The following is a 20,117-nucleotide window of genomic DNA, read 5'->3' as shown; positions in this document are numbered from 1 at the left end:
TATTAAAAGCCTGAAAGAGAGGTATAGTAGTATGTTGCTTTGTCCAAACTGTGGCATGGAAAATGAAGATGAAGCTAAATTCTGTGAACATTGTGGAACAAAACTGGAAGGAGCCACCATACACCTGATCCGGCAGAAGGGTGAACAGCAGCAAGGTAAGGATACGCCTGATACGGAAACCCTGGTAAGAAAACCGGGAGCCAGTAAGCGTGACTATAAAGAAAGAAGGAGAAGATGGACCAGGCTGCAGATTGTAGTGCTTGCAGAATTGGCTTGTCTGATTCTGGTGGTTGTGATCCTTTTTGGAATCGCCGGAAGCCGGAATACCGCCCAGGCATCTGTAAAACGATATTTAAGGGCGTATTCAGAAGAAAACTGGTCAAAAGTATATGACATGACAGGCTACTCTGAAGGGAAATTTCTCCAAAAGGCACGGTTCATTGAAGCTATGAGAAGTTCTGAAATTCCGAAAATCGCAGAATTTGAAATTAAAGACGGCAAGAAAGCGGACGCTGGTACTCAGAAAAACTTTACGGTAGAGTATACAACCAAGGATCAGAAATCCGATACTATGGAGCTGAATCTGACGAAACAGAAAAGGGGCTCTTTTTTCGGCACGTGGAAGGTTACCTCGGACGGACAGGTGGTAAAAGATTTCTGCATAAATGTGCCGGCCGGTGCATCAGCCACAGTGGATGGGATTGCACTGACAGATTCCGAAAAAGGAAAAAGCAAGGCAGACGGAATGGACAGCTATTATGTTACCCTGTTCACAGGGAGCCATAAGCTACAGGCAGCAGCACCATGGTTTGAAGTGTATGATACAGATTTTTATGCGGTGCAGGATAAGGAATTTACGGCAGCTGAACTGCAACTGACAGAGAAAGGTAAAAGTGCCATTCAGGCAAAGCTGCAGAAAGCACTGGAAAGGGTTTACAAAGCAGCAATGGAGAAAAAGGATTTCTCGGAGGTTTCGGATTTGTTCCTGAAGGAGTATGGAGATGCCTGCAAGAAGGAATATGACTACCTTGTTGAGGGAATGCATGATGATGAAATGAATACGCTCAATCAGGTGACATTTACAGATTTTAATTGTGAACCCTATAATGACTCCGCTTATCCGGGCATGCCAAGCGCAAAGCTGACGTTCGCATATGAGATGCAGTATACGAATTCTTATGAATTGTGGGGGAATCATACATATGATATAGAGGAAGGCGGCACAGGAAATTCCTATATGAGTGCTTCCTTTGGATATGATGGAAAAACCTATAAACTTGCATCTATGAATATTGAAAGTGTGTTGTAACAAAAAGGGGAGAATAGAAATGGCAAAGTTTTGTAACCAATGTGGGAGACCTTTGGCAGAAGGTGAGATTTGCCGGTGCCGGCAACAAACAGGAAAGGCGGCTGGGGAAAAGAGTGCTCCAGATTTAGCTGCACTTTGTGAGAAGGAAATTCCTGTGAAACAGTATCATATCTGCAATGCCCGCTCCAGAATATGCAGATTGCGGCAGGAGGGCAAGATTCAGGTAACAAACAAGAGAATTATTTTTCATTTAAGCGGCCATTCCTGGAGTAAAAAAGTAATAAGTCATATGGAATTTGGAATTGACGAGGTGACAGGAATTTCTGTTTCAAATGGAGTGAGCTTTCGGGCATGGGACTTTTTGCTTGGGCTTTTTATTGGTGCGATTGTCATGATCATTGGCTGTATGATAAGCAACCCATTTCAAACAAGGACCGACATACTTGCAGCAGTCATTGTGCTGCTGATTTATATGGTGTTGCTTTTTCTATATGCGATGAAGCCAAGTTTCTCCATTCTGATTATGACAAAACATGCATCGGATGAATTGACGTATATCGGAAACAGGCGGATGGCGGCTTCTACTATAGAGTTTCTTCCGGGCGAGGATACAGACATTGCAGTCAGAGAACTGGGAGCGGTGATTCTAGATATTCAAAAGCTCGGAGATTCCGTAGTTGAAAAGTGGAAAGTAGACTAATATTTAATAACAAGGACATAGGTATGGACAAAACGAGAGAAAATAATATACTTAAAATTTTGGCGGGTGTGCTGCCCGTGTTGATTGTTCTCACTTTAATTGTGGGAAGTGTGTTAGTGTCCGCCGCCGGGGGCAGCACGCCCGGCGATCCTGGAGAAACTGCAAAAACAGCGGAGCCTGAGACAATTAAACCAAAAGAAGATGAGCTGAAAATAGTAGACAGCATAACAGTTACTGCCAGCGGGACTTCGGGGGATGAGGCAGATAGCGGGGAGAAGCCTGAGGATGAAGACCCAGAAGATTATATACTCCCGGACAGTAATACAAAACTGTTAAAAGAGCCCGACATAAAAAGATTGTCTGCCCAGGATTTGAATTATGCCAGAAACGAAATTTATGCAAGACACGGCAGAAAATTCAGCTCCAAGGAACTGCAGGAGTATTTTGAAAGCAAGAGCTGGTATCAAGGAAAATATGAGGGGAAGGATTTTGATTCCAATTATGGTGTAAAAGTTTTGTCCGATATAGAAAAGAAAAATTCGGAATTACTGAAGAAGGCAGAATATAAAAAGGCCAGCGGCGGATATAAGTTGGAATAGTGCTGCAGTCTGGCAGATGTGGAGACGAAAATGGGGACAGTGAAAGGGGTACTTTTAGTTTTGTGTGCAGCTATGGTTCTGGCAGGCTGTTCGGGTAAATCACAGGAGGAAGAATACAAAGTAGCACAGGCAGAAAAAGAGCAGAGAGAAGCAAGAGAGAGAAATGAGGAGGAGCAGGTGCTTCGGGAGGAACAGGAGGCCCGGGAGGAAAAGACTGTACCTAAAGATGCAAAGGAAAAACAGAAAATTATAGTTCTGGATCCAGGGCACTCTGCAGTTCTTCCGGAAGGAAGCGAACCCTTGGGGCCGGGAGCCTCTGAATTTAAGCCGGCAGATACAAGCGGTACAACCGGAATCAGCACCGGGGTACCGGAATATGAATTGACACTGAATATCTCCATTAAACTGAAGCAAGAGCTTGAGAACAGAGGATATGCAGTGCTGATGACCCGCAAAACTAATGACATCCCTGTCAGCTGTGTTCAGCGCGCAGAGACAGCCAATAATGCAAAAGCCGATGTATTTGTCAGAATCCATGCCAACGGTTCGGAGGAGCAGTCGGCCCGGGGCGCAATGACAATCTGCATCACGCCGCAGAACCCCTATGTACCGGAACTGTACACAGCCAGCAGACAGCTTTCAGACTGTATTATTAATAAGCTGTGTGAAGCGGCCGGCAGTGAGAATGATGGAGTACTGGAAACGGATTCCATGAGCGGAAATAACTGGTGCATAGTTCCGGCTACAATCGTTGAAATGGGATATATGACGAATCCGGAGGAAGATAAACTGTTGCAGACACGGTCGTATCAGGAGAAAATTGTACAGGGAATTGCCGGCGGGATAGATGACTTTTTTGGGTATTAAGAAGAGAGGTATCTGATGTTAAGTGTAAATGGTGTAAAAAGATTTCCTAAAATTGAACTGCACTGTCATTTGGATGGCTCGGTGATGCACAGTGCCGTTAAGAGAATAATGAAAGGTGAGGGCGATTTGGATCAGATGGCAGATAAAATGAAAGTCCCCAAAAAGGTTTCGGATTTGCGTACGTATCTAGCATGCTTTGACTATACTCTCCCTTTTTTGCAGAGCCGGGAGAATCTGGAGATTGCCGCATATGAGCTGATTCGTGAAGCAGCAGATGAAAACACAATATACATAGAAGTAAGGTTTGCTCCCCAGTTTCATTGCAGAGAAGGACTGTCCCAAAGTGAGGCATGCCGGGCCGTTCTTAAGGGGCTGGAGCTGGGAGAGCGGGACTTTGGGGTGAAAAGCAGAGCTATATTGTGTATGATGCGGGGTGCATCCGAAGAAAATAATTTAAAAACAGTGGAGTGCGCGAAAGAGCTGTTACACTGTGGGGCAGCCGGACTTGATTTAGCCGGAGATGAAAAAAGTTACCCGCCCGGTCTGTATAAAAATATATTTGACAAAGCCGGGAACCTGGGAATACCGTTTACGGTACATGCCGGTGAATGCGGTTCTGCCCAAAATGTAAAAACAGCAATAGAAATGGGTGCATGCAGGATCGGCCACGGTGTTGCAATTGCCGGCAATCCGGAGATAAAACAAATGTGTATTAAAAATAATATTGTCCTGGAAATGTGCCCGGTAAGCAATCTGCAGACAAAGGCAGTTGACTCAATTAGAAATTATCCCTTTGTGGAAATGGCCTGCGAAAATGTTCCTGTAACAATCAATACTGATAACCGGATGGTGTCAGACACATGTTTAACCAAGGAGTGGGAGCTTCTGGGCGGCAGCTTTCAGGAAATTGATGAGCGTATTATGGAGGAAGCCGGCAGAACAGCTGTAGAAGCTGTATTCCTTCCCTCAGTTCAAAAAAGAAAGCTGGCGGAGGAATATGAACGGAAGGTGAATTTATTCAAGAAGTTAGAACAATCTGTCTAAATCCAGTTACAAACTGATTGCTAGCATTTTGCCGGTGTAATATAATGAGTGTAAACAAAATGAAGCAAAATTTACATAAGGAGGCAATGCTATGCATGAAATAAGGGACATTTTAAAAAGGGCAGAACTGGATAATCTTATATCATATTTAATTTATGATTCGGATTATGTAGGGGCGACGGCAGAGGAGTGTGAAGAAAAAATTGATGAGTCCTATGAAAAGATTTTTGACAGGCTTGAGGAGCTGTATGCGGAGGCAAACAGGGAGGATGACAGTTTGTTTGAAGCGGTGAATGACTTTGCCATACTCCATGATGAAGTCTACTTTAAGACGGGTGTACTGACAGGATTTCGGCTGTATCAAGATATGGAACTGGGATACAAAAAATATGCTGGTGATGCAGCTGAAAGATAAATAAAATGTTAAATGAAGACAGTCGGCAGCTTTCATATATTCTGGAGCAGCTTAAGGGGCTGGAGCAATTGGTGGGTGCGTTTGTCAATATTTCCAGGCTCGAAACAGGGCTGAGAAAGTTTCTATATCATCTGCTAAGTTCACAGTACTGGCTATACATTGCCATGATAATGGGATATAATCAAGCAATAGATAAAAGAAAGGCTGGTGTGCTTATGAAAATTTTAGTTTTACTCAGACACGGACAGAGTGAATGGAATCTGGAGAATCGTTTTACAGGCTGGAAAGATGTAGATTTATCTCCAAAAGGGATAGAGGAGGCAAAAAGTGCGGGCAAGGTTTTGAAAGAAGAGGGCTATGACTTTGATATTGCCTATACCTCTTACTTACAGCGTGCTATCCATACACTGCAGCTTGCTCTTGAAGAGATGGGGCGGATAGATCTGCCAGTCATTAAAAGCTGGAAGCTGAACGAGCGGCACTATGGGGCTCTACAGGGACTTAATAAGACGGAAACCGCACAAAAATACGGCGAGGAGCAAGTACACATCTGGCGTAGATCCTTTGATGTACAGCCGCCCGCCCTTAAACCGAATGACGAGCGAAATCCTGCACTGCAGGATTTATATCACGGAATCAATGCCTCAGAGCTTCCCCTTACCGAGAGTCTAAAAGATACGATTGCACGTGTGATTCCCTATTATGAGCAGGAAATTCTTCCACAGATAAATGCTGGGAAACGGGTTGCCATCGCCGCTCATGGAAATTCTCTGCGGGCGTTAATCATGTACTTTGAACAGCTCAGTGAGGAAGAAATTACAAAGGTTAATGTTCCTACAGGGATTCCGCTTGTCTATGAATTCACGGATGACGGGAAAATGCACAAGAAGTTCTATCTTGGTGATCAGGATGCTATTGAAGCTAAAATGAAAGCAGTTGTGGCACAGGGGAAAGCAAAATAAACTGGATTAATTATTGTTCAGAGGGAAAAACTACTGTAAGCAGCATTTTGAAGTCTTCTTTTGCAAATACTGCATGAGGCTTATTAGCCGGCATAATCAAGGTATTTCCTGCTTCAAGCACATATGCCGTGCCATCTACTGTAAACTGCCCGGTTCCATCCAGCACAAGTACCATGGCATCACCGGTGGAATCGTGAGTTCCAATTTCTTCTCCCTTAGAAAAGGCAAAAAGGGTAATGCTTACGTGTTTATTCTGGGCAAGGGTCTTGCTGACAACCTGCCCCGGCTGGACAGTAACCTGGTCTGCCAGATGCAGCTGCTCTTCATGGTTTATGTTTTTGATATAAGGCATGTTAAAAGCTCCTCTCATATGAATACATCTTTATAGGGTTTTCACTTTCTGTGCCAAACATACCATGTTTATTCAAAAAAATCTGTTGTTATAACAACAAACCTGCTGATTTTTAAGAAATTTAGTGCTAATATATAGTGGCTCAGTTGTCAAGACAAAAATTTAAGATTTTTATAATGAACTGATATGGTTGATAAGTGACAAGGAACAGGGGGAGAATAGTGGAACACTCTCCAGATCCAAATATGCATTAAGCTACATATGGCAATAGCATTGCCGGATAGTAGCATTCAGCCGGTATTTGATAATCAAGTGCAGAATGACGTCGTTCAAAGTTATAAGTGTGGATATATCGCCCAATAGCGGATCTGGCTTCCTTGATGTTATTGTACTGTGTCAGATAAGCTTCCTCATACTTGAAGCTGCGGAACCATCGCTCAATCATGATGTTATCAGCCCATCTGCTCTTACCGTCCATGCTCTGTCGAATTCCGTTTTGTTTTACGAAGTCAATGTATTGTTGGCTTGTAAACTGGCAGCCCTGATCTGAATTCAGGATTTGCGGCTTAGCCACTTTGAAGGCCTTTTTCAAGGCGTTGATAACCATTCTGGTATCAAGAGTATCATCGACTTCCCAGCCAACAATACAGCGGCTGTGCCAGTCAATTATAGCAGTCAGATACAAGAATCCGTGTCTGATCGGAATATATGTAATGTCAATAGACCATGCCTGATTTGGCGCATCTATGACGGCGTTACGAAGAAGATAAGGGCATACCTTTGCCTGCTGCATTCGTTTTGATAGGTTCATCTTTGGATAAATTGGAAAGATGTCCATTTCATTCATGTAGCGACGTGCCTTGCGGCGACCTACAAGGTATCCACGTGCTTTGAGCTGTGCAGACATTTGTCTTGTACCCCAGGTCGGATTTTCGGTGTGAAGATGATCAATAATCTCTTTACACGTCAATTCTTCTTCTGATACTGGATTGCCCTTGTAATAAATGCTTGTGCGATTGATATCAAGAAGCTTTGCACCAACAGAAGCAGGTATTTCTTTAGTCGTCAAAAGGTTTTGGACTAAACTTACTCTCGTAGTCAGGTCCACAAAGTTCTTCAGATTTTTTTTTCAGCCAGTCAACCTGCATGGTTAACTGACCAACCTTTTTGGCATACTCCGCTTTCTCCTTGCGTTCTTCGGCAAGCTTGTCTTTGAAGTTTTCCTCACGTTTGTCGTCGAATATTGCAGAAGCATTGTTAAGGAATTCTTTTTTCCAGTTGCGGAGTAGATTTGGCTGGATATTATTTTCAGTTGCTAAGGTATTGAGATCTTTCTCGCCCTTAAGCAGCTCGATTACAAGGTCTGATTTAAATTTAGCACTAAAGTTTCTTCTTTGTCTGGACATAGCAATGAATCCTTTCTTTCATACTGGTTTTAGTATATCAGATTCATTAAAATCTGTCCGAAAAAGTGTCTTAAATTATGAGACCATTATAGTTGATAGGTGGTTTGGTACTGGGGACACTTGGCAGATGCAAAAAGCGAATTCTGTTAATGTCGGTATCGATTTTCATGATGGGAGCCAGTTTGGCCATTTCGGGGCTGCTTCCACCAAGTGGCTTTGTGATATTTGCAATCTGCTGTGCAATCATGGGCTTTTCGGTACCCTTTTACAGTGGCGTGCAAACGGCACTTTTCCAGGAGAAAATTAAACCTGAATTTTTAGGCCGTGTATTTTCTCTTACAGGGAGTATCATGTCACTGGCTATGCCCGCAGGGTTAATTCTTTCGGGATATTTTGCTGACAGAATTGGTGTAAATCATTGGTTTTTGCTATCCGGTGTTCCGATCATGGGCATTGCTATAATATGCCCGAGAATAACTGAGGTAAGAAAATTAGATATAATATCTGTCATGAATGAGAAAGAATAAAGAAATGTTAAAGTAAAGGTTATGATTAATAAACTTTATATCTGAGAGGTGTTTTAAACAGAGAACCTCTTTTGCGTGGTATTATATACTCAAATAAGTGATTAAGCTCCATAAGCGTGATACAGGCACTTGTGGAGCTTAATGAAATAACTGTCCTTACACTCTGGGAGTGAAGAGGGTTTTATAAAAATTGTTTATTGGTCATCATGCCCGGGTTTCTTATTTTTTTTAATATAGAGTAACAATCCTGAGATTCCAATAAAAATTCCTCCAAGGGAAATGATCAACTCCGGGGAGAGCTGATCCCCGGTTTTTGAAGATTTCCCGGCTTTGGATGTCGCTTTTTTAGAGTGCACAGTGTCTCTGCCCTTTACTTTATCCTTCGTATCAGAGCTATCTTTCGTATCAGCGCTATCCTTCGTATCAGTGTTATTGTCGTCAGATGAACCAGACTTCTGCTTATCAGTGCTTTTGGTATATACATAGGTTATTTCTTGAGCTGCCTCTGTATAGCTGCCATCTGCATTGCCTTTGATTTTCTTAAAAGTATAGCCAACGATATTTTTCTGCTCAGATTTGTATGATTCACCGACATTTCCTTTTAACTGAACAGTATCGGCAATCTGGCTGCCATTTTCGTCTGTATACTGAACATTGACAATACCCTGTACAGCCGCTGTGGGATTTTTGGTATACACATAGGTTACTTCTTGAGTCTCATCTGTAAAACTACCTGTCTCACTGCCTTTAATTTCTTTAAGAGTATAACCGTAAATATCCTTTTGCTCACAAGCGTAATTCATGCCTGTATATCCCTGAAGTTGAACGCTGTCGGCAATTTGCCCGCCGCTCTCATCCTTATAATGAACATTAACAATTGTTGAGTCGTCAATAATGTGAACTGTCTTATAAATTTTGCCTTCAAGATCAACGGGTAATGCAATAATAGTATCTGCTGCCTCTCCCTCTGTAATATTTAAGGAAAACTGTGCAGATTCAAAAGTGATTGTGAAGTCAAGAGGAGACGTTTTATCAGCAGTACCGATTATATTATTATCTACATAATCCAACAATTGGGGAGACCAGGTAACTGTTAAAAGAACACGATTCCCATCACTTAATTTGTTATCGTGATAGGAAGTGAAATTTTCTCCATTCACAGAATATGGAATCCCCGCCAGGGTATCATACAGCGCATCAGTTGAGCCGCTGTCATGGTATATCTGCCATAATTCACTTCTGGTGAATGTTTCTTCGTATGGGCTGATCTCTAAAACATATATACCTGCAGAAATGCTATAAGGCGGATAATCTGGCGAAGAAAATTCTTCAGCAGAAACATCCAGAGGCGAAACGATAAGTTGTGCCCCTGTGATTATTAGTCCAATTAAACTTAAAGTAAGCAGTTTCTTCTTCACACCTTGCAACAAAAGAGAAGCTTTAGTATGAAAAAGTTGTCCTTTCATAAATTAAATTCCTCCTAAGCTATAACTCTGAATTATATTTAAAGTATCAACTATTAATATGATATCACCTGCACAGTTTCGAGTAAAGAAAAATCTGTATATTCTTGACACTCTATGTAACAGTTCAGCCATCAGCTCGATTTCGCTGCGCTTTATCTCGCTGTGACAGCCGGTAAAAATTGACGGTTCTGCAGATAAAGCATGGTTTTTGGCGAATATTGACATTGCAAATTGTCAATGCTAGAATGAGTGTAGTTAAAAACATAGAGGAGGTATTTAAAATGGCAGTAAAAAATGCAATGACATCAGATTTTCTTCATTCCGCATACGGCGGGGAAAGTATGGCACACATGCGCTACCTCATCTGGGCCGACGTGGCAGACAAGGAAGGCTTCCCGAATGTAGGAAGGCTTTTCCGCGCGATCTCTTATGCAGAGAGAGTACATGCAAGCAATCATTTCAAGGAGATCGGCGGTACTGAGCCAGCAGATGCAACAGTGCCGGCAGGCGGTGTATTCGGTTATGGGAAAACAGCAGAAAATCTGCAGGGCGCAATTAATGGAGAGCTTCATGAAGTAGAGCAGATGTATCCGGTTTACCTGAATGCGGCAGAGTTCCAAAATGAAAGCGGAGCAAAACGTTCATTCCATTTTGCCCTGGAAGCTGAGAAAATCCATGCGGACCTGTTCCAGAAAGCATTGGATGCGGTAAAAGCAGGCAAGGATATCGAGTTGAAAAAGATTTATATTTGTCCTGTCTGTGGACATACTGTCCTTGACGAAGCGCCGGAGAAATGTCCGGTCTGTGGTGCAAAACGGGAGATGTATAAAGAATTCTAAATTTATCTAAAGAAAACCTCTGAACTGATGTAAATAAATTACAATAGTTCAGAGGTTTTTTGATTTACGCAGGTCTATCTTATTCCACTGGGTCTCTTTATCAATGCAGTTCCCCTCCTCCACGGAAGCAAATCAACTACATAGGACAATAATTTTGAAATCTGCTGGATAAAAGTTTAAGAAAAATGAGAATGCAGGCTTCTTTTGTTGTGAATACTTAAATATTGACGGTTATAAATAGGGGATGTATTCGAAATGCAAAACAACAAGCAGGGAGCACAGATACGCTACTACCAGTCCTTTACGGATGATTTCATAGAAAGCAGGAAGCAAACCTTTCAATTGACGAAAGGTTATTCCTGGATTCATGAAAGTGCATCATATCGTTTTTTTTCCCGTCTCGTTTATCTGCTGGGAGAAATTTTTGCATTTCCTTACTGCCGGTTTGCCTTGCATGTAAAAATTAAAAACCGTGCCGTACTCCGGCAATGCGGGGATAACGGTTTTTTCCTCTATGGAAATCATACTCAGCCTATAGGGGATGCATTTATGCCGATTCGGGCGGTCACTCCAAAGAGGGGGTATGCGGTAGTTAGTCCCGCCAACCTGGGGATTCCGGTGCTGGGGACATTTCTGCCGGCATTGGGTGCCCTTCCCCTTCCGGAATCCTTCCGTGGAATGAAAAAGTTCAACGAAGCAATCAGACAGCGTATCCGGGAAGGAAACTGTGTGGTGCTGTATCCGGAGGCGCATGTCTGGCCTTGGTACACAGGTATCCGCCCTTTTCCTGCAACTTCTTTCGGGTTTCAGGTCGAATGCAGCGCTCCGTCCTTCTGCATGACAACCACCTACCAGAAAAGAAAGCATGGAAAAAAACCGGGCATTACGATTTATCTGGACGGGCCGTTTTATCCGGATACTTCGCTCCCCATGAAGAAACAAAAAAACAGACTCAGGGATGAAATCTACAATTGTATGACGAGGCGGAGTAAGAACAGCACGTATCAGTATATTATATATGAAGAGGAGAAAAACTAGAGTGGATATTCTTTATTGCGGCGACGAAAAAATCGAAGACGGATTAATCCTCTCCATTCTGTCCTTACTCAAAAATGTGAAAGAACCCCTGCACATTTTTGTACTGACTATATATTTTTGTGTTGAGGGGAAGGAATATCATCCAATATCCGGTTATTTTGCAGCCGCTTTAGACAAAATGGTGAAAAAAGTCAATTCGAATAATTTTGTTTCTCTGATTGATATTACGGAGATGTTTTGTGCGCAGGTGCCGGAAGCTAATTTGGGTACACGCTTTACACCCTGCTGTATGTTAAGGCTGTTTGCAGATAAAATCCCGGAGCTTCCGGAAAAAATACTTTATCTGGATAATGATGTGATCTGCAGAAAAGACTGTTCAAAATTCTTTCATCAGGACATTTCGGATTATGAATTTGCAGGAGTTCTTGATTATTATGGACGCTGGCTTTTTCGCAGAAATCTTCTGAAGCCAGATTACCAGAACTCGGGTGTACTTCTGATGAATATGCAGATGCTCCGCAAATCAGGACTGCTGCAAAAATGCAGGGAGCTGTGTGAGGAGAAAAAGATGTTTATGCCGGACCAGTCGGCATTGAATAAACTTGCTGTTTCGAAGAAAATAGTGCCGCGGAGGTTCAATGAGCAGCGCAGGCTGCAGAAGGATACGGTTTTACAGCACTTTACAACTAGTTTTCGGTTTTTCCCATGGCTCCATGTGGTGACAGTAAAACCATGGGACATAGAGCGGATGCACAGTGAGCTGAACCTGTATGAATATGATAAATTACTTCATACATACAGGCAGCTGCATTCTAAAATTAAAGAGGAATTACAGGAGAGTGTTCATGAAAAAATCTAGGGAGATCATACCAGTATTCTTTACAATTGATGACGATTACGCTCCATTGTTGGGAGTTGCGTTATTTTCAATGTTGAAAAATGCTTCAAAGGTGTATCAATATAAAGTGTTTGTACTATATAAGGAGCTAAGTGAACTAAATAGAGAGAAGCTTGCCGGATTGGCAGATAAAAATTGTGAAATGCAATTCTTTGAGATGAAAGACGAGCTGAATACTATTACAGATCGAATGTCTAACAGACTGCGGGCGGATTATTTTACGCTTACAATTTATTTCCGGCTTTTTATTCCCGTCCTGTTCCCTGAATATGATAAGGGAATTTATCTTGACAGTGATATTGTTGTTCCGGGAGATATATCTGAGTTGTATCAGACGCCGCTTGGAGAGAATTTGTTGGGAGCCGTAATTGATCCTGTCGTCGCAGCACTACCCGAACTGACCAGGCATGCGGAACTTTGTGTAGGCGTTGAAAGAGATAAGTATTTTAACTCAGGTGTTCTTCTGATGAATTTAAAGAAACTGAGGGAAACCAGAATAGATCAGCGTTTTCTGGAGTTATTTAATAAGTACCATTTTGATTGTATTGCACCGGACCAGGATTATCTCAATGCCATGTGTAAGGGGAGGGTTACGTATCTGCCGGCCCTCTGGGATGCCATGCCATCAGACGCGACAGAGCCGCTGGAAAACCCAAAGCTGGTTCATTTCAATCTGTTTGCCAAGCCCTGGCATTATGATAATATCCAGTATGAGCAATATTTCTGGCCTTACGCAGAAGCCTCGGGATTTTTAGAGGAAATACTGGCTATAAAAGGGGCATATACCGAGCAGGACAGACAGTCTGACAATGAGCACCTGGATTTGCTGATTTCCCGGGGAAATGCCACTGGAGACGGCAAGGTAACTTTTCGGACAGTGTTCAATGAAGGGAAAGAAGCACGTTTATGATAATTGGAGAAGCAAGAGACCAGGTTATTGAAAATATCAAAAAGGCGGCGGGGGCGGGGGATTTTCATGTTAAAGTAGAGGAAGGCGATCCTGTACTGACAAGAAAACAAAAGGAAGCTCTGCTTGAGAATTATTTGGAAAAAAGAGAATCCTTTTGTTTTTGGCTAAACAGCTGGACGGCGCGTCATGTGGCCGGTATTGTCACTAGAAGTATCAACGAGAGCACAAAAATATCGGGATTAGCAAATATGGGCGGGATAACAGGCGGCGCTATTGTGACAAGCAATCATTTTAGCCCTCTTGACAATACAGTGGTACGGGATTTGGTATGGAAGCTGGGAAAAAAGAGGCTCTGTATTGTTAGTCAGGAAACGAATCTGGCCATGACAGGCTGGATAGGGTATTTGATGAATTATGCAGATACCATCCCGATAAGCAGTGTTCCAAGTTATATGGCGGGTAAATTTGAACTGTTGCTGAGTGAGGCTCTGGCAGGAAACGAATATGTACTGATTTACCCGGAACAGGAAATGTGGTTTAATTACCGCAAGCCCCGTCCGGCAAAGCGGGGAGCCTATTACTATGCGGCAAAATTTAAGGCTCCAGTGATTTCCTGCTTTGTAGAAATGAATGCGCTGGACGAGTTGGACACGTCGGAATTTTATAAGGTAGAGTATGTCATGCATGTTCTTCCGACAATATATCCCGATCCGGCAAAATCCGTCAGAGAGAATAGTATTATCATGTGCGAAAAGGACTATGAGCAGAAAAAGGCTGCCTATGAATCTGCCTACGGAAAACCCCTGGACTATAAGTTTGAGTCCTCGGACATTGCCGGGTGGATTCCTGTCCAAACTATTCCCGATAAATTGAGTATTGATTTTGAAAGACTCGTGTAGTATTATAAGACACAGGAATAAGGACGTTCTGGAACAGGTAAAGAGCGTCCTTATTCATTAACTGCGGGGAATAACTTTACCGAATTAATGCGTAAATGTGTAAAAATATCCCATAAAATCAGTAACAGTTCAGCCATGCGAATTTTCGACAGCGTAGGCAGGAGAAAGCTTGCTTTTGTATGCATATGCTGCCGAAAATTCATATGGCGCTCTGCCACAGCGAGATGAAGCGCAGCAAAATCGAGCTGATGGCTGAACTGTTACTAAAATCATTGAGAATGAGGAGGAAAGACTATGAAAAGAGCAGTCAGTGTGTTATTAGTAGCGGCTCTGGCGGTTTCAAGCCTGGCGGCATGCGGATCAAAATCAGCTTCGAAGAAGGAAGACGATAAATTCTACATTGGGGGGATTGGACCTACTACAGGAGGTGCAGCTATCTATGGAACAGCTGTGAAGAATGCGGCAAAGATTGCTGTGGATGAAATCAATGAGGACGGCGGAATTGACGGCCATAAGATTGAGTATAAGTTTGAGGATGACCAGAGTGATGCAGAGAAGTCTGTCAATGCTTATAATACTCTCAAAGACTGGGGCATGCAGGTTCTCCTGGGAACAGTCACATCCACCCCATGTGTGGCGGTAGCTGACAAGACGGCACAGGATAATATGTTTCAGGTTACGCCATCTGCATCAACGACAGATGTACTTGCCAATGGAAATGTATTCCAGATTTGTTTTACAGACCCGAACCAGGGTACTGCTTCAGCACAATATATCGCGGAGAATAAGCTTGCATCGAAGGTTGCTGTTATTTACAACAGCTCTGATGTGTACTCGTCAGGAATTTCAGACAAGTTTATAGAGGAGGCGAAGAATGAGAAGCTTGATGTTGTAGCAACAGAGGCTTTCACCGAAGATTCTAAAACAGACTTCTCTACACAGTTAAAGAAAGCACAGGATTCAGGTGCAGAACTGGTTTTCCTGCCAATCTATTACACAGAGGCATCTATCATTCTGAAGCAGGCAGATACAATGGGATTTGCACCGAAGTTCTTCGGCTGCGATGGGTTAGATGGTATTCTTTCTGTTGAGAATTTTGATACTTCACTGGCAGAAGGTGTCATGCTGCTGACTCCGTTTGCGGCAGATGCAGACGATGAGGCTACACAGAATTTTGTGAAAAAATATAAAGATGAGTTTGGCGAGGTGCCAAATCAATTTGCGGCAGACGCATACGACGGAATTTATGCAATCAAGGCAGCTCTGGAAAAAGCAGAAGCTACTCCGGATATGAGCGTTTCTGACCTTTGTGACACTCTGAAAGAAGCAATGTCGGGGGTAACCATTCAAGGTCTGACCGGTGGAGATGAGGGCCTCAACTGGGAGCCTACAGGGGAAGTAAACAAACAGCCAAAAGCTGTTATTATCAAGGATGGAACATATACAGCGATGTAAGCTGCTGATGTATAATTCTAGAAAGAACATGGGGCTGTCGGCGGACAGTCCCGTTTTCAGTTCGTTACAGCCGGCTAAACTTTTTTATGGTGGTTGAACTTTTTTACAGTGGTTGAACTTTTTTGTGGTCGGTTGAACTTTTTTGTGGTAAAATATTTGTCAAAAGCACAGGCATTTAAAAGTATACATGTGTGCTGGATATGCATACTTTTAAATGCCTGGGTTATATGGTTAAAATTCAGTGGAATCAGGCTGGAATTTAACCTTAACGTAAAAAGAAGGGAAAGCAAGAGGTATTTATATGAGTTTCATAGCTTATTTGATTAATGGAATCAGTCTTGGGAGCGTTTACGCGATTATTGCTCTTGGATATACCATGGTATATGGAATTGCAAAAATGTTGAACTTTGCCCATGGCGATGTAATTATGATCGGATGTTATGTAGTGTTTACGATGACGAGCGGACTGCAGTTTAATCCTTTGCTCAGCGTCCTTATATCAGTAGTAGTTTGTACTGTACTTGGAATTGTGGTGGAGAAAGTAGCATACAAGCCACTCAGGAAAGCATCTCCGCTGGCTGTATTGATTACCGCTATTGGTGTCAGCTATCTGCTTCAGAATATTGCGCTTTTAGTATTTGGAGCAGACACAAAGTCTTTTTCCTCCATTATAACATTGCCGGCACTGAAACTGGCAGGTGGAAAACTTTCAATCTCAAGTGTTGCTATAGTAACGGTTGTAACCTGTGTTATCATTATGGCAGGATTGATGTTGTTTATTAAAAAGACAAAAGCGGGACGTGCCATGCTTGCTGTTTCAGAAGATAAGGATGCGGCACAGCTTATGGGTGTCAATGTGAACGGAACGATTTCTCTGACCTTTGCAATTGGCTCCGGACTGGCGGCTATCGCCGGTGTCCTTCTCTGCTCTGCATATCCTACTCTGACTCCTTATATCGGTTCCATGCCGGGTATTAAGGCATTTACGGCGGCAGTATTTGGCGGTATCGGCTCCATACCAGGAGCATTTATCGGTGGTATATTACTTGGGATTATTGAGGTTTTGGGAAGAGCATACATATCCTCCCAGCTGTCGGATGCAATTGTATTTGCAGTGCTGATTATTGTATTGCTGGTGAAACCTACCGGAATTCTCGGCAAACCGATTCATGAGAAAGTGTAGGTGGCAGCAGTGAAAAAAATGTTTGATAAAAATAATACGAAAAAAGCGACAAGGGATTCTTTTGTCACATATGGAATTGTAATCCTTGTATTTATTATTGTACAGGTTATGGTCGGGACGGGAAGCATGTCCAGTCTGATGCAGGGGCTGCTTGTTCCTCTCTGCATTTATTCTATAGCAGCTATTGGGTTAAATCTTTGTGTAGGCTATCTTGGTGAATTGAGCCTGGGACATGCCGGGTTTATGTGTGTGGGAGCTTTCTCCAGCGCCTTTTTTACGAAATATATGGTAGATACAGGGATGAACGAGAATCTGCGCTTTGTCCTTGCCATTATAATAGGTACTCTGACGGCGGCGCTCTTTGGATTTCTGATTGGAATTCCGGTATTGCGTTTGCAGGGTGATTACTTGGCAATCGTAACGCTGGCTTTTGGCGAAATTATTAAAAATGTTATGAACGTGCTGTATGTTGGAAAAGACTCCAAAGGTCTGCATTTTTCTGTGTCAGATGCATCTGCTTTGAAAATGGAAGAGGAAGGGAAGATGATTATCAATGGACCTAAAGGTATTACAGGAACTCCTCATCAGGCTTCCTTTGTAATTGGCATTATTTTGATTCTGATCAGTTTGATTATAGTGTACAATCTTGTGAATTCCAGAACGGGCCGGGCTGTTATGGCAATCAGGGATAACCGTATTGCCGCAGAATCTGTCGGAATTCCTGTTACAAAATTCAAGTTGATGGCATTTACAATTTCAGCCGCAGTTGCCGGGACTGCAGGGGTACTTTATGCACATAATCTGTCTACGCTGACAGCTTTACCGGCTAACTTTGGATATAATATGTCCATTATGCTTCTTGTATTTGTGGTTCTTGGAGGGATGGGAAGTTTCCGCGGCTCTATGATCGCGGCAGTGCTGCTCACTATGCTTCCTGAGGTCTTAAGAGGGCTGTCTGATTATCGTATGTTGATTTATGCAATTGTACTTATTGCGATGATGCTGTTTAACTGGGCTCCGAAGTCAATCGAATGGCGGCAGAGGCATTCACTTAAGGGTCTATTTTCAAAAAAGACAAAGGGGGTACAGTAATATGGCATTGCTGGAAGTAAAGAATCTGAGTATCTCTTTTGGCGGCCTTCGTGCTGTAGATAGTTTTGAGATTTCTATACAGAAGGGACAGCTGTATGGCCTTATCGGACCAAATGGCGCCGGAAAAACAACGATATTTAATATGCTTACCGGAGTTTATAAACCGGACAGTGGAATCATCCAACTGGATGGAAAAGATATTACGGGAAAGAAAACAATAGATATTAATAAGGCGGGAGTTGCCAGGACATTTCAGAATATCCGTTTATTTAAAGAACAATCAGTATTGGACAATGTAAAAGTAGGGCTGCACAACAGTTATCCTTATTCTGCGCTTGCGTCGGTTCTGCGTCTGCCTAAGTATTATAAAGCAGAGAAAGAGATGAATGAGAAAGCGCGGGAACTGTTAAAAGTATTTGGACTTGAGGATAAGGAAAATTATCTGGCCTCTAATCTGCCTTACGGCGCACAGAGAAAGCTGGAGATTGCCCGGGCGCTTGCAACGAATCCGAAGCTGCTGCTTCTGGATGAACCAGCGGCAGGAATGAATCCTAATGAAACAAAAGAGTTGATGGAGACAATCCGTTTTGTCCGGGACGAATTTGACATGACGATACTTTTGATTGAACATGATATGAAACTGGTATCCGGTATCTGCGAGGAACTGACGGTACTGAATTTTGGACAGGTACTGGCTCAGGGGAAGACAAAAGATGTCTTAAATGATCCGAAGGTTATCACGGCATACCTTGGAGAGTAGGAGGAAATAATTTATGGCAATGCTTGAAATTAAAGATCTGAAAGTGTATTACGGCGTGATCCAGGCCATCAAAGGTATTTCCTTCGAAGTAAATGAGGGAGAGGTCATTGCGTTGATCGGTGCCAACGGCGCAGGAAAAACAACAACGTTGCAGACAATAACCGGTATGCTTCAGGCAAAAGAGGGAAGCATTATTTTTGAAGGCCAGGATATCACGAAAGTTCCGGGACACAAGATTGTGTCCATGGGTATGGCTCATGTTCCGGAAGGAAGACGTGTATTTGCGGAACTTTCTGTGCTGGAGAATCTAAAGCTTGGGGCCTATACGAGAAAAGACAAAGATGAAATAGCAGACTCTCTGCAGCGCGTGTATCGAAGTTTTCCCCGACTGGAGGAACGGAAAAAGCAGGCTGCCGGGACATTGAGCGGCGGCGAACAGCAGATGCTTGCAATGGGCAGGGCACTGATGAGCAAGCCCAGGATTATACTGATGGATGAACCCTCCATGGGATTGTCCCCAATTTTTGTAGAAGAAATTTTCAATATTATTAAAGAAATCTCTGCTTCGGGAACCACCGTACTTTTGGTAGAGCAGAATGCGAAAAAGGCACTTTCCATTGCAGACCGCGCATATGTATTAGAGACAGGAAACATTGTGCTGAGCGGAGATGCAAAAGAGCTTATGAACAATGAGTCGATCAAAAAGGCATATTTAGGAGAGTAGATCCGAAAGCCATATTCAGAAGAATATGCCGGGATAGAGGAGGAGATTTTATGAAGCATACTGTAATTACAATTGCAAGAGGCTATGGAAGCGGCGGCAGGACATTAGGGCTTAAGCTGGCAGATGAACTCGGGATAAACTGCTATGACAGGGACTTACTCAGACTGGCCTCGGATGAGAGTGGGATTAATGAGGCTTTGTTTGGAAAGGCAGACGAGAAATTAAAGAGTCTGCCGCTGTTTAAGATAGCAAAAAGAGCGTACAATGGTGAAGTGATTCCACCGGACAGTGATGATTTCGTATCAAATGACAATCTTTTCAATTACCAGGCAAAAGTAATCAGGGAGCTTGCCAACACGGAATCCTGTGTTATTATAGGACGCTGTGCAGATTATCTCCTGAAAGACTGTGATTTTGTAGTCCGTTTATTTTTGTATGCCCCGATGGACGATTGTATTGCCCGTGTGATGAAACAAAACGGGGGGACAGAAAAGGAAATTATCAAAAAAATTGAGAAGACGGATAAGCACCGTTCTGAATATTATAAATATTATACCGGACGGGAATGGAATGATGCAAGAAATTACGATCTTTGTCTGAACACGGCATCCATGAGCTATGATAAGCTGATAGAGGTGGTAAAGGCTTACATCAGTATTTGTAAAGAATAAG

Annotated in this window: 22 protein-coding genes and 1 pseudogene; 19 read left to right on the top strand and 4 right to left on the bottom strand. The window is 42.8% G+C overall.

Going from position 1 to position 20,117, the window contains the following annotated elements:
* Positions 1–31: 31 nt before the first annotated feature.
* The 7 genes from EDD59_RS02765 to gpmA all read left to right on the top strand — a co-directional run bounded on the left by EDD59_RS02765 (position 32) and on the right by gpmA (position 5,896).
* A complete protein-coding gene (locus EDD59_RS02765; RefSeq protein WP_132378661.1) occupies positions 32–1,309 on the top strand; it encodes a zinc-ribbon domain-containing protein in 1,278 nt (425 codons plus the stop codon).
* A gap of 19 nt (positions 1,310–1,328) precedes the next feature.
* Positions 1,329–2,009, top strand: coding sequence for a hypothetical protein (locus EDD59_RS02760; protein WP_132378659.1), 681 nt, complete (start codon positions 1,329–1,331; stop codon positions 2,007–2,009).
* Between the two features lie 23 nt (positions 2,010–2,032).
* Positions 2,033–2,608 carry a YARHG domain-containing protein gene (locus EDD59_RS02755; protein ID WP_132378657.1) on the top strand — a complete coding sequence of 192 codons (576 nt, stop codon included), beginning with the start codon at positions 2,033–2,035 and terminating at the stop codon, positions 2,606–2,608.
* Positions 2,609–2,638: 30 nt separating this feature from the next.
* Positions 2,639–3,475, top strand: coding sequence for an N-acetylmuramoyl-L-alanine amidase family protein (locus tag EDD59_RS02750; protein WP_132378655.1), 837 nt, complete (start codon positions 2,639–2,641; stop codon positions 3,473–3,475).
* Between the two features lie 15 nt (positions 3,476–3,490).
* On the top strand, positions 3,491–4,519 hold the full coding sequence (gene add, locus EDD59_RS02745) for an adenosine deaminase (protein WP_132378653.1): 1,029 nt from the start codon (positions 3,491–3,493) through the stop codon (positions 4,517–4,519).
* A gap of 91 nt (positions 4,520–4,610) precedes the next feature.
* Positions 4,611–4,934, top strand: a complete 324-nt coding sequence (locus EDD59_RS02740) for a hypothetical protein (RefSeq protein WP_132378651.1) — start codon at positions 4,611–4,613, stop codon at positions 4,932–4,934.
* Between the two features lie 5 nt (positions 4,935–4,939).
* The gene (gene gpmA / locus EDD59_RS02735; RefSeq protein WP_330571854.1) at positions 4,940–5,896 is read left to right on the top strand and encodes a 2,3-diphosphoglycerate-dependent phosphoglycerate mutase; all 957 of its coding nucleotides are present in this window, start codon (positions 4,940–4,942) and stop codon (positions 5,894–5,896) included.
* Positions 5,897–5,906: 10 nt separating this feature from the next.
* Here gpmA and EDD59_RS02730 read toward each other — a convergent pair whose 3' ends face one another.
* The 3 genes from EDD59_RS02730 to EDD59_RS18030 form a co-directional block, all read right to left on the bottom strand.
* On the bottom strand, positions 5,907–6,248 hold the full coding sequence (locus EDD59_RS02730) for a cupin domain-containing protein (protein ID WP_132378649.1): 342 nt from the start codon (positions 6,246–6,248) through the stop codon (positions 5,907–5,909).
* 250 nt (positions 6,249–6,498) lie between these two features.
* Positions 6,499–7,356: an IS3 family transposase gene (locus tag EDD59_RS02725; RefSeq protein WP_243117319.1), complete on the bottom strand. Its 858-nt coding sequence runs from the start codon at positions 7,354–7,356 to the stop codon at positions 6,499–6,501.
* Positions 7,307–7,654, bottom strand: a complete 348-nt coding sequence (locus EDD59_RS18030; protein WP_242862757.1) for a transposase — start codon at positions 7,652–7,654, stop codon at positions 7,307–7,309. Before EDD59_RS18030 ends, EDD59_RS02725 begins: the two co-directional genes overlap by 50 nt.
* Positions 7,655–7,746: 92 nt before the next feature.
* On the opposite strand from EDD59_RS18030, the pseudogene EDD59_RS02720 reads away from it, so the two are divergent.
* A pseudogene (locus EDD59_RS02720) lies at positions 7,747–8,181 on the top strand (MFS transporter); the annotation flags it as partial.
* 194 nt (positions 8,182–8,375) lie between these two features.
* Here the strand turns inward: EDD59_RS02720 and EDD59_RS02715 are convergent.
* Positions 8,376–9,647 (bottom strand): MucBP domain-containing protein, encoded by a 1,272-nt coding sequence (locus tag EDD59_RS02715; RefSeq protein ID WP_132378647.1) that lies wholly within the window; start codon positions 9,645–9,647, stop codon positions 8,376–8,378.
* Positions 9,648–9,928: 281 nt separating this feature from the next.
* On the opposite strand from EDD59_RS02715, the gene EDD59_RS02710 reads away from it, so the two are divergent.
* The 11 genes from EDD59_RS02710 (at position 9,929) to EDD59_RS02660 (ending at position 20,116) form a co-directional block, all read left to right on the top strand.
* Positions 9,929–10,486, top strand: coding sequence for a rubrerythrin family protein (locus tag EDD59_RS02710; protein ID WP_132378645.1), 558 nt, complete (start codon positions 9,929–9,931; stop codon positions 10,484–10,486).
* Positions 10,487–10,741: 255 nt separating this feature from the next.
* On the top strand, positions 10,742–11,524 hold the full coding sequence (locus EDD59_RS02705) for a lysophospholipid acyltransferase family protein (RefSeq protein ID WP_132378643.1): 783 nt from the start codon (positions 10,742–10,744) through the stop codon (positions 11,522–11,524).
* A gap of 1 nt (position 11,525) precedes the next feature.
* Positions 11,526–12,383, top strand: coding sequence for a glycosyltransferase (locus EDD59_RS02700; RefSeq protein WP_132378641.1), 858 nt, complete (start codon positions 11,526–11,528; stop codon positions 12,381–12,383).
* Positions 12,370–13,332, top strand: coding sequence for a glycosyltransferase family 8 protein (locus EDD59_RS02695; RefSeq protein ID WP_165920841.1), 963 nt, complete (start codon positions 12,370–12,372; stop codon positions 13,330–13,332). The genes EDD59_RS02700 and EDD59_RS02695 overlap by 14 nt, the downstream gene beginning before the upstream one ends.
* On the top strand, positions 13,329–14,231 hold the full coding sequence (locus EDD59_RS02690) for a lysophospholipid acyltransferase family protein (protein WP_132378637.1): 903 nt from the start codon (positions 13,329–13,331) through the stop codon (positions 14,229–14,231). The genes EDD59_RS02695 and EDD59_RS02690 overlap by 4 nt, the downstream gene beginning before the upstream one ends.
* A gap of 294 nt (positions 14,232–14,525) precedes the next feature.
* The gene (locus EDD59_RS02685) at positions 14,526–15,686 is read left to right on the top strand and encodes an ABC transporter substrate-binding protein (RefSeq protein ID WP_132378635.1); all 1,161 of its coding nucleotides are present in this window, start codon (positions 14,526–14,528) and stop codon (positions 15,684–15,686) included.
* A gap of 301 nt (positions 15,687–15,987) precedes the next feature.
* Positions 15,988–16,869: a branched-chain amino acid ABC transporter permease gene (locus tag EDD59_RS02680; RefSeq protein ID WP_132378633.1), complete on the top strand. Its 882-nt coding sequence runs from the start codon at positions 15,988–15,990 to the stop codon at positions 16,867–16,869.
* 18 nt (positions 16,870–16,887) lie between these two features.
* Complete coding sequence (locus tag EDD59_RS02675; protein WP_132378786.1) at positions 16,888–17,961, top strand: branched-chain amino acid ABC transporter permease; 1,074 nt, start codon at positions 16,888–16,890, stop codon at positions 17,959–17,961.
* A gap of 1 nt (position 17,962) precedes the next feature.
* Complete coding sequence (locus tag EDD59_RS02670; protein ID WP_132378631.1) at positions 17,963–18,721, top strand: ABC transporter ATP-binding protein; 759 nt, start codon at positions 17,963–17,965, stop codon at positions 18,719–18,721.
* A gap of 13 nt (positions 18,722–18,734) precedes the next feature.
* Entirely contained in the window at positions 18,735–19,445 is a 711-nt protein-coding gene (locus EDD59_RS02665) for an ABC transporter ATP-binding protein (RefSeq protein WP_132378629.1), read from the top strand.
* 50 nt (positions 19,446–19,495) lie between these two features.
* The gene (locus EDD59_RS02660; RefSeq protein WP_132378627.1) at positions 19,496–20,116 is read left to right on the top strand and encodes a cytidylate kinase-like family protein; all 621 of its coding nucleotides are present in this window, start codon (positions 19,496–19,498) and stop codon (positions 20,114–20,116) included.
* Position 20,117 lies beyond the last annotated feature (1 nt).

Source organism: Muricomes intestini, from assembly GCF_004346165.1.
Classification (GTDB): domain Bacteria; phylum Bacillota; class Clostridia; order Lachnospirales; family Lachnospiraceae; genus Muricomes; species Muricomes intestini.
This window is presented reverse-complemented; position numbering and strand designations above follow the sequence as displayed.

Excerpts from the sequence above, each read along its gene's own strand:
- EDD59_RS02765 (WP_132378661.1), top strand. The coding sequence starts at position 32 with ATGTTGCTTTGTCCAAACTGTGGCATGGAAAATGAAGATGAAGCTAAA.
- EDD59_RS02760 (WP_132378659.1), top strand. The coding sequence starts at position 1,329 with ATGGCAAAGTTTTGTAACCAATGTGGGAGACCTTTGGCAGAAGGTGAG.
- EDD59_RS02755 (WP_132378657.1), top strand. The coding sequence starts at position 2,033 with ATGGACAAAACGAGAGAAAATAATATACTTAAAATTTTGGCGGGTGTG.
- EDD59_RS02750 (WP_132378655.1), top strand. The coding sequence starts at position 2,639 with ATGGGGACAGTGAAAGGGGTACTTTTAGTTTTGTGTGCAGCTATGGTT.
- add (WP_132378653.1), top strand. The coding sequence starts at position 3,491 with ATGTTAAGTGTAAATGGTGTAAAAAGATTTCCTAAAATTGAACTGCAC.
- EDD59_RS02740 (WP_132378651.1), top strand. The coding sequence starts at position 4,611 with ATGCATGAAATAAGGGACATTTTAAAAAGGGCAGAACTGGATAATCTT.
- gpmA (WP_330571854.1), top strand. The coding sequence starts at position 4,940 with ATGTTAAATGAAGACAGTCGGCAGCTTTCATATATTCTGGAGCAGCTT.
- EDD59_RS02730 (WP_132378649.1), bottom strand. The coding sequence starts at position 6,248 with ATGCCTTATATCAAAAACATAAACCATGAAGAGCAGCTGCATCTGGCA.
- EDD59_RS18030 (WP_242862757.1), bottom strand. The coding sequence starts at position 7,654 with ATGTCCAGACAAAGAAGAAACTTTAGTGCTAAATTTAAATCAGACCTT.
- EDD59_RS02715 (WP_132378647.1), bottom strand. The coding sequence starts at position 9,647 with ATGAAAGGACAACTTTTTCATACTAAAGCTTCTCTTTTGTTGCAAGGT.
- EDD59_RS02710 (WP_132378645.1), top strand. The coding sequence starts at position 9,929 with ATGGCAGTAAAAAATGCAATGACATCAGATTTTCTTCATTCCGCATAC.
- EDD59_RS02705 (WP_132378643.1), top strand. The coding sequence starts at position 10,742 with ATGCAAAACAACAAGCAGGGAGCACAGATACGCTACTACCAGTCCTTT.
- EDD59_RS02695 (WP_165920841.1), top strand. The coding sequence starts at position 12,370 with ATGAAAAAATCTAGGGAGATCATACCAGTATTCTTTACAATTGATGAC.
- EDD59_RS02690 (WP_132378637.1), top strand. The coding sequence starts at position 13,329 with ATGATAATTGGAGAAGCAAGAGACCAGGTTATTGAAAATATCAAAAAG.
- EDD59_RS02685 (WP_132378635.1), top strand. The coding sequence starts at position 14,526 with ATGAAAAGAGCAGTCAGTGTGTTATTAGTAGCGGCTCTGGCGGTTTCA.
- EDD59_RS02680 (WP_132378633.1), top strand. The coding sequence starts at position 15,988 with ATGAGTTTCATAGCTTATTTGATTAATGGAATCAGTCTTGGGAGCGTT.
- EDD59_RS02675 (WP_132378786.1), top strand. The coding sequence starts at position 16,888 with ATGTTTGATAAAAATAATACGAAAAAAGCGACAAGGGATTCTTTTGTC.
- EDD59_RS02670 (WP_132378631.1), top strand. The coding sequence starts at position 17,963 with ATGGCATTGCTGGAAGTAAAGAATCTGAGTATCTCTTTTGGCGGCCTT.
- EDD59_RS02665 (WP_132378629.1), top strand. The coding sequence starts at position 18,735 with ATGGCAATGCTTGAAATTAAAGATCTGAAAGTGTATTACGGCGTGATC.
- EDD59_RS02660 (WP_132378627.1), top strand. The coding sequence starts at position 19,496 with ATGAAGCATACTGTAATTACAATTGCAAGAGGCTATGGAAGCGGCGGC.